This is a genomic window from Changpingibacter yushuensis (assembly GCF_014041995.1).
In the GTDB taxonomy this organism is placed as follows: domain Bacteria; phylum Actinomycetota; class Actinomycetes; order Actinomycetales; family Actinomycetaceae; genus Changpingibacter; species Changpingibacter yushuensis.
Map to the genome: position 1 here is coordinate 542709 of NZ_CP059492.1, position 17571 is coordinate 560279.

Consider the following 17571-nt stretch of genomic DNA (forward strand, 5'->3'; position numbering starts at 1 on the left):
TTTAGTCTTCCATGCGGTCCGACGATTGCTTCGCTTCAGGAGTGTTTACTGGCAACAACGGTCGCTAAGTGGTGCCCCTTGTGCAAGTAGTCGACAGTCTTCTCCTTTTGTCAGAAGAATTCAGTCGAGCGGTCATCCGCCACAGTTCTAGTCGTTGTTAGGAGGCCAGTAGATCTATGTGGACCTCTCTGAGCCTGAACGTGATCATGCGGCCGACGATCTATGTGCATACATCAGACGGGTTGCGCTCCAAAACGTCCAGGCTCTCTTCTAACGATTGTCTGAATTGTCTCACGTGCTCGGCGAATTGTAGTGACGCCATGTTTACGAGTTTCTTCACGAACTCTGAATTGAGAGCTTTGATTTGGTGCAACATTGGTCCGAACGTACGATGCCTGCGCCACACTGGCTTTACATATGTTTCGTGGCGGGGCTTTGCAAAGCTGGTCGGTTTTTAACGATCTTATGTCGTGGCTTAACCCAGTCGATTGATGCGATCGATGATGCAGCGAGCTAGTTTAGTCGTTTAAGCGGAGTTTTCGATGAGTTGGAGTGGACTTCTGGGTTCGTACCGCTGAATGCTCGTCGATCGAACTCGCACGCAAGTATCACTGAAAACAAGTGAACGATGCTGAGAAGCGTGGTTTCAAATAGCGCAAGAACCAAGAATAGCCCCAAAATCGCTACAGTTCGAAATGACATTTTAGGGGCCATAGTCAGCAACCGCATTAGCAAAGTGATGTATAGAATTGCCAGCGTGGCACCTTTTGCCAGGAACAGCTGGATGAAACCATTGTCCACAATTCCATTCTCGACCGCTTTTGTGCCAAAGGGCGCCAAGATCGAATAGTCATTTAGAAGGTTAAGATAGATTGTGGGCCTTCCGCTCAGCATCGCATTGACTTTCGCGTTGTCCGCAAAGGCAGGCAGAGCGAACGCGAAGAGCGCGAAAACTGCCGGAGTGACACAAACCCATCCTCGGACTGTTTTACTGACAGGTTGTTCAATTCGTTTATTTCCTATAACCACAAATACAACACATATCATTATAAGGACAAAAGATGTTCGGGAGTCTGTTTCGGTATATAGAAACACCGATATCGCTATGACTAAGGGCAACAATTTGATGCGCCATTTGATGGATGAAAACATAAGGAGAGGGACTGCAATCGCCTCCCAATACATCATAGCTCGATTTGGATGTGAGAATCCCAAGGCTTTGCGATAGACAAATTCTTCCGAATAGCTACGCCAAGAAATGTAATCACTGTCGTTGCCGAAACCGATGGTGTAATACAGAAGGATTATGACTGTATATATGACGAGGCTAATTGTAAGAAATCGTCTTGTAACTATAGACAGATCTGTCCAATTGAGAATAAAGGCGACGAGTGGAATAAGGAATACTGCAAACAGGTTAGGCCGTTGAGTAACCGCAACAATTATGGTTCCGAGCACTCCCAGTAGGCATATACTTAAGGAGAGCTGTGCGTATGTAGCAACCAATAGCACAGATAGAAGTATCAACATCAGTAGCAAACCCTCTAGTATCGCTGATGGCACTATCTTGTTGAGCACAGCAGTTATTGGAAACAGGGCCGCTGCTGATGGAAGTATCAATTCGGTCAATCGTTGGGCAAGCCGGTTAGTTGGAAACGACCTGCGTCTGTTGTTTTGGTTCACTGTTTTGGTCTACCTATCGTGAGTGTCGCATGACCCTAATGCTGGTGCGGTGGATACGAGGGCGCGGAACTGAGTCAGCTCTACCTTCAAATCGTGAAGCGTCGCGATCAGGCATCTGTCTTGATTGTTGCATGTTTTGTCAGATGGACGAACCACTCTCCATGCGGTCTGAACCGTTCTGTATTCCGCATCACTTATTCTAGGGATGATTCTTGAGAGTTGGTTTTGTCTGACATCAGTTTGGTACTTTCGTTCGTCTCTCGATGCTTGAAGCCGTCGAGTGTGTCTTTTCGGCGTACGTGGTTTAGATCGGTTGGTGGCCGTTCATTTCCGTCGCCAGGGTGTTCTGGGGTGGACGGTCAGATCCAGCTAGCTTTCGCATGTTGGCCCTACTCGGTGTTTTTGACTGTTGTAGTCGGATACACGCCTTTCCCAAAGGTCCTTGGTTTTCTTCACTCACGGCATTGTCGAAGGTGTTGCCGATGTTTCCGGCGCGCAGGAGTTGATCGAGCTCAGTATCACGATTCTTGCAGAACATGATGGAGCGTGCCGACTTATAGTCGGATTGTATACTTAGGACCGTCAATCCGACGTTTGGTCTACCGCTTGCAGCTATTTCGGGCAGTCGCGTGGTCGCGGCCTTGAAACGGAGCGCCGAAGCGACGTTCCAAATAGCGATTTCGCGTGAACAAATGACTGAGTTGCATGTGAGGGCGAGAAACCCGAAATAGGTCGCGCGTCAGCTGTCGGAGACTTGGGGTCTGCGCGCTCTTTCAATATTGAGATCCTATCTCGCTTGGTCAGTAGCCAGCGGGCTTACCTTGCCAAGGATCTTGGTGTGAACTAGCTCCAGTTCGCGTATCCTTGAACGCTAGTTCGCTTCAATACGTGCCATCAGCGCTCGGTTTTGGTCGAGGTTGATTCGCCTGCTCTGTCATCGTTGCGGGGCGTGAGTCTTGTTATGCGCACGCACTCCTGAGTTTGGAGATCACAAAGCCTGTGGACCTGAGAAACACCGCATGTTCAAGTGGGGTCCCTTATGTTGTTTGTCAAGCGGCGAGGGCTGGTGGTGTGGTTCGCCCTTCGTAGAGGGTGCTGTCTCGGAGCATGGCGTCGAAGACTGTGAGGCTGCGGTGGGCTAGTGCGGTGATGGCTTGATTGTGGCGTTTGCCTTGGTTGCGTTTGCGGTCGTAGTAGGCGCGACTGGCGGGGTTGGTGCGGATCACAGCGAAGACTGAGAGGAACAAGGCCCGTTTGAGTCTTTTGTTCCCGCTGTGGCTGACCCGTTCGGCTTTGATGGACGTCCCGGATTGTCTGGTGGTTGGTGCTAGCCCTGTGTAGGAAGCCAATGCTGCGGCACTGGTGAAGGTTTTCCCGGAGAGTTCAGCAATGATCACGGCCGCGGTCCTGAGTCCTACTCCGGGCATCGAGGTCAGGACTAGGTAAAGAGGGTGGTTAAGGACGATTTCTTCAGCTTCTCAGGCAACATCGGCTCGCTGGAGGTGAAGATGAATGAGTTGGCGAGCCAGGTGTGGGATGACGATGCCGGCGGCATCAGTCCCGGTGACTATCACTGTTTGTTTCGTGAGTTTCGCGTCGATCCGGGCTCTGCCTGCTGTGCGGAGCTTCTTGGGGGTTGGTCAAGAGATCAGCATTTCCAGGATTGCGTCGTGTTCCAGGCGCAGCCCCACCACTTTCTCGAGGGTAGGGTGGATCTGGGTGAACAATCCGCGAATCCGGTTTGATACGTGGTTCACTTGCCGAGCCAGATCCAGATCGAAGCCAGTGAGCATGCCCAAGGTGGCTTCATCAACGTCAGCCTCGGTTCGCTGCCGCAGCGGGTGTGGCAGGCTTCTGGCAGCGTCAGCAATGATGAAGGCGTCTTTTTCGTCTGTCTTCGCGTCCTTTGGGTATAGGTCCGCGGTGGGGCGCATCGTCAATCCCGGACGGTAGGCAACCGGGATTCCCATGTGTTGTGCTATGGCAACTGTTAGGGCGCCAATAGTTGCTGGCTGATCTACAACAACAAGGAGCTGCCCGTGTTCTTGCAGGTGGGTGTACATGTCAACAAGCTTCGCTTCATCGTTAGGTGGTGCCTTGTTCCAGATAGCTTTCTGATCTGCGGTGACTGCGCAGGCCCAGTGCTGCGTCTTACCTACGTCGAGCCCTAGGAAGACATGTGGTGCTTGTTGAGTGACCATCTTTGCTCCTCTCAACTGACATTTCAGTGCAATCGATCAGGTCTAGACAGTAAGTCTCACATCCACGTGTACGACAGGCATCCAACGCTGGTGCCGAGCCCCTCATCAGCGATCACCCACTGTCAATCGTCCCTAGTGGCAGCACCCCTCGGATCATTGAATAGGCAGGGGCGCGACACCATGCCAGGGCGACTGATCGACAAGCCCAATCAACACACGCCAAAAGGACCCATCAACAAGGTAACGGGGTAGCTTAGTCAGGTGGCTGGTGTGGTCTGTTGGTTTATAGAATGGTTACGTATTCGACGGGTGCCAGCTTGCCGAGGCGGACTTTGCCTGTGTCTGCGATGGTCGGTCTTCTCTATGCACCACACAATGCTGGCGCGGAGTTGTTCGCGGTTGTCCCACCGTTGCTGGTCAAGTATATCCTTTTGGAGGAGAGGGAAGAAGCTGTCCATCATTGGGTTGTCTGCGGCAGCACTCATGCTTTCCACGCTCCCTGCCAGTCCATGACAGGCTGTAGCGTACACGAATATGCGGTTGCGGAACTGGCTTGTACGGTCGCCTTGTGCTTTGCGCCCTTTCTCATACTCCCGCGCAAACACACTGCGTCTCCCATGGCGTTCGCTGCGAGACGGACTGTCATGCTCGGACCAATGGACTCCCACATTTTGCGGGCTGAGAATGGATGCTTGATGGCACACAGGCACTGCTTGCCTTCCCGCGTGGTGTGTTCCGAAGTGTCGGTCAACCACAGCTCATTGGGACCACTGCCGGTGAACCGGTGCGGCGTGACTCCATGCTTGTCCTCAAAGGCACACAGGTCGTCATGAACGGCGGTCCTGACTTCTTCTGCTCCGGCCCGTCTTCTTCTCACAACCGGACCACCACCGGTTATCCGCGCAAATCCTCCACGCAGTAGGATCACACATACTCTGGACAGCCTCCCCGACCTCGTTAGCTATGAAACGGCCACCGTACAGGGGATCATCCTTATGGTCATCAAACACGGAAATATCTCGATGAGCTCCGATGAGTTCAGCCTCGCTCCTGGACACCATAACCAGTGGTAATACGGTTCTCTGGAGAGCTTCACTACTGGCAAGGACACCGAGACCGGAGCGCCATCCTCGGCGAGCTCGCTCACTGCCAGGTAAATCCTGTTCTCGATAGGTTCTCCTGACTCACATACGCCGCCGTGCGACGAAGAACCTCATCGTCTCGCTCGAGCTGCCGGTTGCGCTGACGAAGCAAACGCCGCTCTCAGACCTCGCTTTGATGTCCCCCGGTTTCTCACCAAACCGGACACGTTTCTCGCGCAGCTACTTGTGGGGTGTCCCCACCTAGACACCGAAATACTTCGCAAGCATCGTGATCGTTATTTCAGGCCAATGAGCACCAAGCAGCCCAAGCTGATACGACCTGGGTTTGTTGGAGGCTCCAGAGTTACGGATGGAGAATAGATTCATGGCCCAACACAAGAACAAGGGACGCCGCTACTCGGCTGAAGAGAAAGCTGCTGCGGTCCGGATGGTGCGCACACTTCGCGTCGAGCTCGGTACGAGCCAAGGAACGACCTCGCGCGTGGCCGAGCAGCTCGGTTACGGGGTTGAGTCGGTGCGGGCCTGGGTGCGCCAGGCTGATATCGATGACGGCGTGAAAGCCGGGGTCACGACCGACGAGCAGGCTCGGATGCGTGAGCTTGAACAAGAGGTGCGCGAGCTCAAGCGCGCGAATGAAATCTTGAAGCGGGCCGCGTCTTTCTTCGGGGCGGAGCTCGACCGCCAACACAAGATGTAGTGGCATTCATCAACGCGAACAAGGACGATATTGTTGCTGGACGCAGGCTCGGGGTCGAGCGCATCTGCAAGGTATTGCAGGTGGCCCCGTCTACGTATTACGCCGCGAACGGCAGGCCGGCATCAGCCCGGCAAATTCGGGACGCGGAGGTCGCGCCACGGTTGCTCGAGCTCTGGGAGTCAAACTACTCGGTCTATGGGGTGCGTAAGCTCTGGAAAGCAGCCCAGCGATCGGGTATCGATATCGGTCGTGACCAAGTCGCGAGACTGATGAAAATCCTTCAGATTGAAGGGGTACGGCGCGAGAAACGGGTCAAGACGACGAAGCCTGATCCGAAGATGCCGAGGCATCCCGATCTCGTGAACCGCGTCTTCAATGCAGATGCGCCGAATCAGCTGTGGGTGACAGATCTGACGTTCGTGCCCACCTGGCAGGGCATCGCTTACGTGTGCTTCATCATCGACGCGTTCAGCCGCATGATTGTGGGCTGGCGATGTGCATCGAACATGAAGACCGAGACGGTGCTCGATGCGATTGAAATGGCCCGCTGGTCACGCGGCAGGCATCTTCCCGAGCTGCGTTGTCACAGCGACGCGGGCAGTCAATTCACGTCCATTCGCTATGGGGAACGCCTCGCCGAGATCGGGGCGACGCCCTCGATCGGGACCGTTGGCGACAGCTACGATAACGCGCTCGCTGAGACAGTGAACGGCTATTACAAGGCTGAGCTTGTGCGCGGGCCCGCGAAACCGGGGCCGTGGAAAACGGTCGATGACCTCGAGCTCGCGACGCTGGGGTGGGTGCACTGGCACAACACGAAACGACTCCATGGCTACCTCGGTGATGTGCCTCCAACGGAGTTCGAGGAATCGTTCTATGCTGGGGTTACCAGCGCCCAAGAACTGGTTGAAATCAAATGAGCTGAGTCTCCACTAAACCCAGGGCGCTTCAGTATCTCGGCCCCAGATGCTTCCCGGGCGGTGACCTCGGCTTCCAAGACCGCGGCCAGGTACTCTTCGAACGTCCAGCCCTGTGCGCGCCCGGTGTCAGCCAGGCGAGCGAAAGAAGCTTGAATACGTGGTGCTTTCAACGCACTCGTGTAGTACGTGACGTCTTTGATCGCCTCCATTTAGGCCACCTCGATGTCAAAGATCTGGTCATACACTGCCAGGTCCCCGCCCTGGACCGTCACTCCGTAGCCGGGTAGGCCCTGGCGCTGCTGAAAGGTCGCACGCAGCTTCCGAGCGGTCTCCACATGGTCAGGGTCGGTCACCTGACCGCCGCTGCCCCAAAGACGATCATGGGTCGTGATGACCTTCCCGCCCGTCCTGACTTGGACCGTTGACAGGTTCATGGTGACGTCGATGCGGTGCCCGATCCACGTGGGGTCCACACTGTAGGCGTTCGCGCCGATCTCGATGTAGTAGTCACGTCCCAACCGCGTCTGCACAGTCCACGTCGCTGCGGGATCAACCGGCGGTAACGCACCCATATGCTCGAGCTCGACGGTCAGGGCCTGGCCCCGGGTTTGGTCTTTCCCTCGTGGTTTCTTCCCTCGGATCACCTCGAGCCAGCCGGTGAGTTGAGCATTGAAATCCTTGGGACTGGTGAACGTCCGCCCGGGCAGGAACGAGGTTTCCAGGTAGGAGTTGAACCGTTCGACCACGCCCTTGGTCTCAGGGTCATAGGGTTTGGCTTGGACGAGCTTCACCCCGAGGGTTCCACAGAACTCCGCGACTTCCTGCCCGAGCTTGCCGTATCGTCCGATTCCGGACTCGTTGTCCCACAATAGGCGTCGAGGAATCCTGCCAAAGGTGCTGATCCCGTCCCACATGCCCAACAGCAGGTCCGGGCGTTGCCGGGTCGGGATCATCAAGGCGACGGGATATTTTGACCAGGCCAGGATCATCGTCAGGACCGGGAAGCGTGCCGTCTTGCCGTTCCCGATCGGGATATCAACATTGGGGAACCACAGGTCACACTGGGCCACATCCCCGATCTCCCACTCCAACCGGTCCGCAGGATCGAGACGTCGCGGCGCATACTCAGGACGGATCCGTGCCACATTCTGCCGCAAGGTCCTCTCCGAGTAGGGCCAGCCCACCCGCTCGCCGATCACCGAGGCCGGCATCGTTGGACACTCCTCCAACAGCCACCGTATCCGGGCCTCGTACTCCCCAAACTTCGTCGGTGTCTTCGTGCGGACATAACGCGGCGGCTGATCAGACTTCACCGCCCGGTCCACCGTATTGCGTGAGATACCCAGCTCAGCAGCAATACGAGCCTTCGGTACACCCTCGCGGGCAAGCACCCGGATCTTTTCCCAATCGTGCATTGAAATCACACTCCACATCGTTAGTCGAAGTGCTCACTTTTCAACTGCCGAAACTGCTCACTTTTCAACTGCCGCCGACAGCTCCAACTGCTTAAGGAATTGACGACCCCAACGCGGAACGTCCCTATGTTGTTCGTCCAGCAATTCCTCCAACATCGGTTGGGTCCCAGGCAAAGTGTAGAGAGCTTCCAAGACTCTGTGGGGGGAGTGCACCAATGTCTTGGTTAACGGCGCTTGTGTTGGTCGCTCTTTCGACCGTAGCAGAAACGACGATAGGTATCCGTGCGTCAGTCGGGGTGACAAGAAAGGCGAGTCGAAGCAGGATGCATTTGAGGCTGTCGTTTACATTGCAACTGATGCATTCCAAGATAGACAAATTGTCTGACTCCCAGATTGTTGACGTTCAACTATGCACAAAGTGCAAGAAATACTGTGCTGCCGAAAGCAATAAAACTCGTCGACAATCACAGCCGCGTTTCTATGAGAATCCAAGCATAGACTTCGGAACCATGAGAAAAGCAGATTACGATAATCTCTTAGACTCGCAAAACAACACCAGTATCGTTGCACGTAGGGCTGAATGAGTTGACAGAGGGAAAGTGGAAGACGATGTGTCCAGATGCCACATTCGTCGAAAAGACCTCGTCACCCTGGACCGAGCAAACTGTAGCAGTGCGCCCCAATGGTTTGTCTTCTTCAAGCTCATCAGACACTTTCCCGTTATTCAAGATCTATCAAGGTTGGCCAGGCCGCAAGCATACTGGCGACCTCATTAAGGATGAGGCAAAGCCCCGGGGCATTTCACCAAATTCCTATAAAAATGTGTAAACACGCTGCGAATCTCGCGCAATATCCAACTCGCCTGCCTGATGTGTCAAAGTAAACCTGCGAAGCCTGATCTGAGAGCCAAGAGTTAATGATATACCGGCTGCCTTTCCAGATGAACCAGATCTATGATCCGTTCTGAAGCAGAAGGCGACGAGCACGCGTTCGAATAAAATGCTCCGAACTCCGCTGAACTACTGTTCGGATCTGGTGTCGAAAACGGTATGCCATCGCCAAGAAGCGACAATAAACCAAAAAACTGCGTTCTCTACCTTTGACTACCATATCGAGTAGCAAACCTACTACAGAGAACGACGAAACTCCCGAAAGCTGAAAATATCTGAAATATATCTGATCTTTCGACAATGTCGCGTGCACGATTTGAAGCTCTTCAATCGACAGACGATCATTTGCGACGCAGGAAACAATGTAGCGACCAAATGCCAAAAGCCTGTCCGAAATAATAGAAGATCGCAAATGAGTGGAGGTGCTATATGAAGAGACAATGTTGTCAATCTCAAGCAATATATTTGTCTGGGTGACAATGTTCCTAATCATGTGCCTTGGACTCGAAGTAGCACCAACCGGGTTCTGAAAGTAGAAATACCCGCAGTAGTCAAGAATCGCAATTGAATGAACTTCAAATAGGATCGGAGCGAGAAATACAACATCTTCCATCCATGCCAAGCTTATGTCAAATCGGCGGCCGTCCAAAAGTTGAGCTGGAAACAAGAACAGCCACAAGTAGCACGGTTCATCGCCGCCAAGGAAAGCTCTTTGAATAGCTTCAAGATCCGCAAAAGACTGATATACACGGGGCCGAATGCGGGCATTCGCAGCTACGTTGGTTGTGTTCTCTACCATTTGATATTGCATGCGACTTAGCTCAGCCTCTCCTGTAGCGAGAGGATAGGAAAGGCGGTACAGTGCTTCGCGATGAATCCAATCATCGGAATCCACAAATAGAATGTAATCACCAGAACAGTAATCCAGTGCCAGATTTCGTGCAGCAGAAACCCCAGCATTCGCTTGCGAAACAACTTTAATTCTATGATCCGCATCAGCTAATTCGGTGACAATAGCAAGCGTAGAATCTGTCGACCCATCGTCAACAACTATGATCTCCACGGGTTGCAGAGTCTGATCTTGAATAGAGTGAATGCAGCGCTCTATGGCAGCTTCCGCATTATACGCTGGAACGATGACGCTTATGTTCAGATCAATCGCAATCAAATGATACTACCATTCTAGGACGTCTTGCCAATCGGTCGTGAAAGACCGCTAGCTCATCAATGAGCGCCACTTCTCTAACACTACAGATAACTCATATGGTCCGAGATCCGCCGTGAACCGGCGCTGACGCACGTCCATATCACGATAGTACCTTTGAAGAAGGCTAGCCAGTTCCTCGGGTTCGCGTTCCAGCCACAAGAGAGATACCTCTGCATTTGGAAGCTGCCTCTTGATTTCAGCAGGCCCATTGGCGGCGTTTGCAATGACTGGGACTCCAAGGGCAATCGCCTCAACCAGTACAATCCCAAAGGACTCACTAAGTGCGCCATGTAGAAGTAAGTCAGAACTTGCGATATATGGATATGGGTTGTCAGTGCCATCTATGATTGAGACTGTGAGATTTCCGTTCTCGGACCTGGATTCGTGAAGCAAGGTGTCGCGAAGTGGACCTTGTCCGACCAATGTCCAGTGAATCGGTATCGTCATTTCCTTAAGTATGTTGAAGAGCTGCGTTATTCCTTTTCTCTCAGTTAAGCTTCCTACAGTAACAATACGAAGGAAATCTCTTGAATCTGATATGGGAGCGGCAGGAGATGCCAAGGCTAGTCCACGACACTCGCTGGTATCAATACCGCATTCAATCACTTGGGGTTTGGACGGAATCGAGTATTCTTCGCACATAGCGGTTGAAACATGTTCCGTGTTTGCGATTAGTTTGTCGTAGTTCTGATTGAACACTCGCTTCACAAGGCTCTTCTTGATCTTGCCGAAGCGAATGTAGTCAGTATGATTGCGTGGGTCAAGATCCTCATAAAAGAAGTAGTTGTGTTGTGGAGCAAAGCGTTTTGCGATGCCCACAGTCAGAATTGATGACCAAAGTCTGGCGACGATCACTGAAGGCTCGATCTCACGCAGTATGTTTGCCAATTTCAGTACGCCAAATGGAATCCGGAGGTGGCTCTGAAATCCAAGATCGATGATTCTGATCCTCGGGTCAAGTGTATTTAGGAGGCCGCCCTCCTTGCGGTGTAGGATAAGCGTGCAGCTGTTGCCAGAGTCTACTAAGCTATTTAGTATCAAAGCGGTCTGCTTCTCTGCTCCGCCAAAGCGGAGATGGGGCTGAACAAAGACGATGCGGTTTTCAGTGCTCATATGGTCGACTCCGATCGCTCAATAGGCGCCACACTTCTCGAGTCCGCTCGACCAGGAGTAGAGCGGGTTCAACGGAGTACCGGTAGGCCAACCTGCGAGGATGCGCACATAAACGCCAGAGCCATTCAAGGCCGATTCGTCCAAGCCAGCGAGGGGCGAGGGCCTGCACACCAGATAGCTGGTCTATAGCACCTCCAACTACAACATAAATCGCTTCTGGAATCCGCTCAACATTCCTAATTAGAAAGCTCTCTTGCAGCGGCATTCCAAGACCAATCAGCACCAAGTCAGGTTTAAACGTTTGGATTGCAGTTACGGTGTTCTCTTCACTCTTGGAGTTCCAAAGCTCGCCGGGCAGTGACAGGTATGTCGCCGAGCTACAGTGTTGCTTGAGTAGGGTGATAAACGACACGTTCGCGCTTTCGATGGCTCCAATTACCGCAATACGCGAAAAGGCTCCGGTCCTCACGAGCATCTCAAGCCAGTCAGTTGACCCGATTCGTTCAACACGTGTTACGGCAAGCCCTTTTCGAAGTCGCATGGTGATTGCCGTATCAACCTGTACTGGTTTTCCATCGGCGATCACAATTGCGGCTCTGTCATACAGAGCCTTAAGCTGTTGGTCTTTACGGTAAAGGTACGCGCTGTGAAGGTTCTGGCCTAGAACGAAGTGCTGTCCTGAATGGTTCTTGAGCGCGACAATTGCAGCCAAAAGCTGATCTCTCGTCAGGGGCGTGACATCAACCCCAAGAAGTAGACCCCTTACACGTCCGGGAAATGGCTCGGTGGTCGGTCTGGGTTGAGCAAAGTGATTACACGTCATTGCATCCTGCCAATAGCTGTCTATACTCGTGAACCGGATTGTTAGCGCCTATTGTAGTCGCGTCTTTCAGTTAGAGACTGAAAAGTGTCTCGATTGGGAACGAAGACAACATAGAGATTCTCGACTAGACATCGAGATCGTCTGTTACCGGAGTTCTTTCATACGGACGACCTGCTTCTCAGCTCATCTTGAGATTGGACGCAATTGGAGGGTTAATTGCCGACAGATTCGCTGTTCGTTCTGGTGAATTGATCGAGATCGGCCAGAGAACGGTATCACGCCTCAAAGGACACGCGAACACCTCTTTTTAGGCTATCGTATACATCCCCTCTTAAGGAAGGTGTCATTTCGCCGGTACTCAAGTGTAATCGTCGGGGTTCTGCCAATGAAAGACTAGCGCAGCTGCAGAGTCCACCTGCCGCCACGATATAGCAAGAAGCTTGGGCATTACTGATGCCGTCGATCTTCGACCAGACAGTCACAGATTCTACGACGGTGTCGGGTGGAAAAGTACCAAGCGACCCAATTGGCCCGTGATTTCAATTGTTTGTGTTCCTTGAGTAGGCGCCAGAAGAGCATATTGCCTGAGTTCCAGAAGTCGTTTCAATGCCGGTCTGTTGACTTGAATCTGTTTAGATCGGATTGTCGGGTATCCTGGTGCGTGGAGGATGAAAGGTGGCCTTGTCGCGCGCGCCGGGATAGGTGTTGAGCTTGTTGACGCAATGCGAAGCGATGGTGCTGGCCGCCGCGTGCACTCGGATTTGCCTTACGTGTTTCGATTCCACATGTAGCTGCGTGCCGTAGACGGTTGGTGCGCGGCTGCCATACCGGCACTTAGTAGATAACGCACATAATAGGTTGACAAGGTCTTTGCTCAGATAGGCGATGCGGCGAGATCATCAGGGTGTTTGAGTCCTCCTGACTGAAACTGCAGTTCCTACTGTCATGCCCCGTTTGCACGATACGCAATAGGGGTCTGCTCCCAGAGACAGTCTGAGTTGTCATCCAGGAGGCTCCGCCCGCTACCATCCTGAGCGCCAGTGCCATTACAATTAGGTCCAGCGACAGTTGACGAGCAAGTGGAATCGTTCGTTTCCGAAAAGATGATCGCACGAAAGACATGCCAAGACTGCATATCTTGTCCTAAGTGGTATTGTCAGCGACAATGCACCCAGACGTGAAAGCTAGCGAGATTGCAAAGTCCACGATGAAAGATACAGGCATTTGTTGCTCTCCGTAAACCAAATGGTCATGGATTAGAGCGCACATGCCACCGAGAACCACCAGGTGATCAGAATGACGAAACCTACTCGTGCAATAGCCCGGATTGACACTCTTTGCATCGCGCTCAATGAGAAAGCTGAATGATTCGATGGCGGATGATTGCCTACGACACGTATCGGTGCGAAAGAACAACGACAAACGTGCTAAATGAATAGAATCTAATCTGCAATCATGGTGGAAGCGGAGTGAAACTGTGGCATCCCAAATGTGCCAGTCCTGTTGTGACTGTGGGTCAAATGCCGACTAGGTCGATAGTCTGAAGAATAGTCTTGAATGCTAGAATGTCGCCGTGATTCTCACAGATCCTTCTGCGGTATTGGTCAGCATAACTTGTTTTTCTATGAGATTCAGACTGACCGCGGCATAACAATGGCATGCCGCATGCGCGCCGCGCTGAGACAGAACGGGGCAGTGGCATTTTCGGCGCAACTGTGTCTACTGTGAGTTCCTCGTCATTTGACCGCCGCAATGGACGAGTAATTGATCTCGCTGCCTTGGTGAGCGTCTTGATTTCCAAAAAGGACTGATGCGTGATGGCGTCACTATTTTCATCATGATACTAGTGCAGTTTGCTCGTTCGTGGTGGTTCCGATGGTCGATCGGCGCCAACTTGCCGATTGTTGCTGCCGAGTCGTCATTGCTTCTGGCACTGATGAGAGCGCCAATCAGCACGGTGAAGTCTGGCAGTCTGGAGTCGCCCAAGACTGTCCTAGATAGACCTACTTAGCGGCAGATCTAGATGGTGTTTGCGATGAAACATGGTGGCGTTGAGATTCGCGCTGATTGCACTGCCGGCTCTTCCGTTCTTATCAGCTGGATATGGAGACCCGTACCTAGTGGCGCGAGCTTCCGGCTTTCCGACCGTCTCAACAGCTACGCAAGGGAAGTAGTCTGCACCAAACACCCAAGCGAGCCGGCGCAGTAAACACTCTTTTGGAGTGAACGCGAGAATGACCAGCCTTCCAAATGGGGTTTGTGCGGCGTTCAAGCGCAACATCTAAGGTCTTCACCACTGTGCGAAGATGGTGAGAAGCAGGTTCTTGCCGGTCTGGATGGTTTCGCCGCATTGGTTCTCTTTCGAGAAGGGCCCGCTGTTCTTGGGGTGCACTTCCGTCTGCGGTTGGTGTTGGGCGAAGTGTAAGTCCTGCCTGCAGTCGCTGACTCGGCCAAGGAGTTCTGACGGAACTGGTTGCTATTCTATCGGCTGCCTTAGCACCGTACGTTGGCGACAGACATATTCGGCGTCGGCATAGATCGCGACGAGCAAACCGATCCAGGCGCCAAGACTGTTTGCTACCACGTCCCAGATCGATGCAACTCTGCCCGCAAGAAACAGGGCTTGGCTGAGTTCAACCAAGGCAGCCATAACTGGCAGCGCGATGAATGCGATCTGCCGCTTGGGCTTTGGTAGCGCCATTCCCGCGAAGAGTCCGAGAGGAATGGTCATCACGATGTTGGCGGAGAACTCGAGCTGCTTGTATCTGAACCAGCTTGGTAACCCGTGGCTATGCCAGAAGGTGAGAAACCGGATGATCTCCGGCATGCGGCCCTCGTCTACCCGGTTGGGGCTGAGCGTTATCACGAGCACAACGAGGGCCGTGAGGGTAAACCCTGCAACTCCAACCCATTGACTCCTGCGCACGGGCCAAGATTAGCGCAGGTCACGGCTTGCGGCCGCGGCAGACCATTTCAGGTGCTCAGCTCGCCTGCCGCCAAGTAGTCCCGCAGCACTCGTGCGTGGTTGATCTTCGAGTCGCGGGCCGCATAGATGAGCGTTACCGTGCCCTCGCGTTGGATGAGGTCTTCGAGGTGCCGCGCTGCCGGGTTCTCATCGAGCTCTTCGCGATACCGTTGCGCGAACTCCTCGAAGTGGACCGGGTCGTGATTCCACTGCGTGCGTAGCTCCGGGCTGGGCGCAACATCCTTCAACCAGAGGTCAAGTGCTGCACGTTCATGGCTCACCCCGCGCGGCCACAACCGATCCACCAGAACACGGAAACCGTCACTGGCTTCCGGTGCCTCATATACACGTTTGATCTGAACGTGCCATCCCTGCGGGACTTCCATCAGATAGTCCAAATTTGTTGACGCATCGTTGTTCCTTTGTGTTGATGGTCGGGGAGTCGGGGAGTCGGGGAGTCGGGGAGTCGGGGAGTCGGGGAGTTGGGGAGTTGGGGAGTCCGGCTGCCGTACGCCAGTTGCCGGACTCGTTAGCCGGCCTCAGGCAGGAAATGCAGCAAGCACAGATCCGGTGCTACGAAGGGTTCGAGCTCCACATGTGCCTGTTCGCCATTGTGTGTGCGGGTTGCTAGGCCCTGCGCCAATCCGAGGTGTACTTGGCACACAATGCCCGGGTGAACGCGAGCGGCCTCCCGGAACGGGCACGAATGCAATTCAATAGAGCTGCCGGCAATTGTGGGGGAGAAGCCCATCCGTGCGAATTCACTGGCGACGGCCTGCTGGTGTTCACCGGCTGGGCGATCTAGGCCGGCCGCCCAGCGGAGGCCGGCCGCTCGGGGATCTTCGCCTGGTGCTCCGTTCGTCGCCAGCATTCCGGCTAAGGCACCAATCATTTGGTCGCTGGCCTGCTCGCCATGCGTAGCCGTGGACTGGTAGCGCACGCTCGGCCTGCCGCGGCGGCTCTCATGATGGACCTCGCGCGCCACCAGCCCGGCCTGTTCCAACTGGTCAAGGTGAAACCGCACAGTGGTGACATGCAGTCCGATTGCTTTTGCTATCTGCTGGGCAGTTAGCGGCTGGCCAGCGCTCTCAAGGGCATCGAGCAGCTCCCGCCTAGCCGGCACGGCCAGTGCTGCGTGCACGTTAGCGCTCTGTGCATCACTCATAGAATATAAACTATCACCATCCTCTATAATCCTTCGAGAAGATCAAGAACGTTGTGAGCTGCTGAGCTGGTGATCCACGAGCACCACGGTTGTGAAGGAGTGGCAATGGCGGAACCTGAAACCGCTGCGGGAAAGCCAGAGGCGCCCGCGGGTGCACCTGTTCCCAAGGCATCCCGGCGCGTTCCCCGGGTGCGGTTGGTTCTGCTCCTCTTTGCTGCAGTCAGTGTGCTGAGCGGCCTGAACGCAGCCCTGTTGAGGCTGGGTGTGCCCGCGCCCGTGCATTCGGATTCGCTCGCGTCTGCCCACGGCATCCTCATGGTCTATGGTTTCCTCGGTACCGCCATCACTCTGGAACGTGCCGTGGCACTGCAAGCCGAGAAGTCCCGGCTTTGGGCTTACGGAGCTCCTGCGGCCAGTGGCCTCGCAGCTGCTCTACTCATTGCTTCCATCGCTGGCGTGGATGTGCCGGGTGGCAGGGCTCTTCCGGGAGGAGCATGGCTCGCTTCCATGGCCTTCTTCACCGCGATCTACTGGGCCGTGTGGCGCCGGCAAGCTTCCTACTCAGTGTTGGTGCAGGCGCTTGGTGCGATCATCGGCTTGGGCGGAGTAGCAATGTGGGCACGAGGATTCGAGGTTGCCATCATCGTTCCGTGGTGGGTGATGTTCCTGGTGCTCACAATCATTGGCGAGCGCCTCGAGTTGGCCCGTATCTCATTCGCCTCTGGCACAACCGAACAGCGCGTACTCGCCGAATCCACCGCGCTCACCCTAACGCTGGTAGCCACACTGGTCACTCCCACAATTGGCTACCCCTTGTTGGGCATCGCTCTTGCCGTACTGCTTATCGACGTCGGCCTCCATGACGCCGCCCGCCACCTCATCCGCTCCACCGGCTTGCCCCGCCTTTCTGCTGCCTGCATGATCCTTGCCTACGTCTGGGGATTGGTTTCAGCGGGCCTGTGGATCGTGAGTGGTCCGGTGTGGACGGGCTTCCAGTACGACGCCGCCGTCCACTCGCTCACCATCGGCTTTGCGCTCTCCATGGTGATTGCCCACGCTCCTGTGATCATCCCCGCGATCGTGCGCAGGCCTCTGCCGTATCACCCGGCGATGTGGGCAGTGGCAGGTCTACTGCATGCAGGGCTGCTCATCAGAGTGATTGCCGGCGCTCGGGAAGCGACCGTTCCATGGCAGTTCGGCGGTGCGCTCTCTGTGTGCGCAGTGCTGGCGTTCCTCGTGCTTGCGGTGAGCCTGGTTGGGGCGGGGCGAAAGCCACGGTTGGCGGCAGGAGAATCCAGCGTGGAGGCAGGGCCGGACCCAGCAGGGGAATCGGAACCAGAAACCACTCATAGACCAGAAACCACTCAGAGCCAGGAAGCCAAGTGACGC

General features: G+C 54.4%; 12 protein-coding genes, 1 pseudogene and 1 other annotated feature. Of the genes and pseudogenes, 4 read left to right on the forward strand and 9 right to left on the reverse strand.

What is annotated here, in order from left to right:
* Positions 1–513: 513 nt before the first annotated feature.
* Both H2O17_RS02265 and H2O17_RS02270 read right to left on the reverse strand, forming a co-directional pair.
* Complete coding sequence (locus H2O17_RS02265; protein WP_182050147.1) at positions 514–1683, reverse strand: hypothetical protein; 1170 nt, start codon at positions 1681–1683, stop codon at positions 514–516.
* Positions 1684–2732: 1049 nt separating this feature from the next.
* Positions 2733–3884 (reverse strand): annotated as a pseudogene (locus H2O17_RS02270) (IS110 family RNA-guided transposase).
* 688 nt (positions 3885–4572) lie between these two features.
* Between H2O17_RS02270 and H2O17_RS02275 the strand changes: the two are divergent.
* Together H2O17_RS02275 and H2O17_RS02280 are read left to right on the forward strand one after the other, a co-directional pair.
* On the forward strand, positions 4573–4806 hold the full coding sequence (locus H2O17_RS02275; RefSeq protein WP_182050148.1) for a hypothetical protein: 234 nt from the start codon (positions 4573–4575) through the stop codon (positions 4804–4806).
* Between the two features lie 545 nt (positions 4807–5351).
* Positions 5352–6604 (forward strand): IS3 family transposase gene (locus H2O17_RS02280; protein WP_246311266.1). Its coding sequence is split into 2 segments (ribosomal slippage): positions 5352–5643 and positions 5643–6604, totalling 1254 coding nucleotides; the frame shifts between segments, so codons are not numbered across the junction.
* Positions 5639–5773, forward strand: a sequence feature (AL1L pseudoknot). (Overlaps the previous gene by 135 nt.)
* Before the next feature lie 209 nt (positions 6605–6813).
* Here H2O17_RS02280 and istA read toward each other — a convergent pair.
* The 4 genes from istA to H2O17_RS02300 all read right to left on the reverse strand — a co-directional run bounded on the left by istA (position 6814) and on the right by H2O17_RS02300 (position 11941).
* Positions 6814–8019 (reverse strand): IS21 family transposase, encoded by a 1206-nt coding sequence (gene istA / locus H2O17_RS02285; RefSeq protein ID WP_182050910.1) that lies wholly within the window; start codon positions 8017–8019, stop codon positions 6814–6816.
* 951 nt (positions 8020–8970) lie between these two features.
* Entirely contained in the window at positions 8971–10077 is a 1107-nt protein-coding gene (locus H2O17_RS02290) for a glycosyltransferase family 2 protein (protein ID WP_182050149.1), read from the reverse strand.
* 48 nt (positions 10078–10125) lie between these two features.
* The gene (locus H2O17_RS02295) at positions 10126–11229 is read right to left on the reverse strand and encodes a glycosyltransferase (protein ID WP_182050150.1); all 1104 of its coding nucleotides are present in this window, start codon (positions 11227–11229) and stop codon (positions 10126–10128) included.
* Complete coding sequence (locus tag H2O17_RS02300; protein ID WP_182050151.1) at positions 11219–11941, reverse strand: WecB/TagA/CpsF family glycosyltransferase; 723 nt, start codon at positions 11939–11941, stop codon at positions 11219–11221. The genes H2O17_RS02295 and H2O17_RS02300 overlap by 11 nt, the downstream gene beginning before the upstream one ends.
* 1948 nt (positions 11942–13889) lie before the next feature.
* Between H2O17_RS02300 and H2O17_RS02305 the strand changes: the two genes are divergently transcribed.
* Positions 13890–14063 (forward strand): hypothetical protein, encoded by a 174-nt coding sequence (locus H2O17_RS02305; RefSeq protein WP_182050152.1) that lies wholly within the window; start codon positions 13890–13892, stop codon positions 14061–14063.
* 465 nt (positions 14064–14528) lie between these two features.
* On the opposite strand, the gene H2O17_RS02310 is transcribed toward H2O17_RS02305, so the two are convergent.
* The 3 genes from H2O17_RS02310 to H2O17_RS02320 form a co-directional block, all read right to left on the reverse strand.
* Entirely contained in the window at positions 14529–14978 is a 450-nt protein-coding gene (locus tag H2O17_RS02310) for a VanZ family protein (protein ID WP_182050153.1), read from the reverse strand.
* A 47-nt stretch (positions 14979–15025) separates the two neighbouring features.
* The gene (locus tag H2O17_RS02315) at positions 15026–15403 is read right to left on the reverse strand and encodes a DUF488 domain-containing protein (protein ID WP_182050154.1); all 378 of its coding nucleotides are present in this window, start codon (positions 15401–15403) and stop codon (positions 15026–15028) included.
* A gap of 143 nt (positions 15404–15546) precedes the next feature.
* Positions 15547–16182, reverse strand: coding sequence for a helix-turn-helix transcriptional regulator (locus H2O17_RS02320; protein WP_182050155.1), 636 nt, complete (start codon positions 16180–16182; stop codon positions 15547–15549).
* A gap of 105 nt (positions 16183–16287) precedes the next feature.
* On the opposite strand from H2O17_RS02320, the gene H2O17_RS02325 reads away from it, so the two are divergent.
* Positions 16288–17568: a hypothetical protein gene (locus H2O17_RS02325; RefSeq protein WP_182050156.1), complete on the forward strand. Its 1281-nt coding sequence runs from the start codon at positions 16288–16290 to the stop codon at positions 17566–17568.
* The last annotated feature ends 3 nt before the right edge of the window (positions 17569–17571 follow it).

What these genes read in the sequence shown, in the direction of transcription:
- H2O17_RS02305 (WP_182050152.1), top strand. Translation starts at nt 13,890, where the DNA reads ATGATACTAGTGCAGTTTGCTCGTTCGTGGTGGTTCCGATGGTCGATC.
- istA (WP_182050910.1), bottom strand. Translation starts at nt 8,019, where the DNA reads ATGCACGATTGGGAAAAGATCCGGGTGCTTGCCCGCGAGGGTGTACCG.
- H2O17_RS02320 (WP_182050155.1), bottom strand. Translation starts at nt 16,182, where the DNA reads ATGAGTGATGCACAGAGCGCTAACGTGCACGCAGCACTGGCCGTGCCG.
- H2O17_RS02275 (WP_182050148.1), top strand. Translation starts at nt 4,573, where the DNA reads ATGCTTGATGGCACACAGGCACTGCTTGCCTTCCCGCGTGGTGTGTTC.
- H2O17_RS02315 (WP_182050154.1), bottom strand. Translation starts at nt 15,403, where the DNA reads ATGGAAGTCCCGCAGGGATGGCACGTTCAGATCAAACGTGTATATGAG.
- H2O17_RS02325 (WP_182050156.1), top strand. Translation starts at nt 16,288, where the DNA reads ATGGCGGAACCTGAAACCGCTGCGGGAAAGCCAGAGGCGCCCGCGGGT.
- H2O17_RS02295 (WP_182050150.1), bottom strand. Translation starts at nt 11,229, where the DNA reads ATGAGCACTGAAAACCGCATCGTCTTTGTTCAGCCCCATCTCCGCTTT.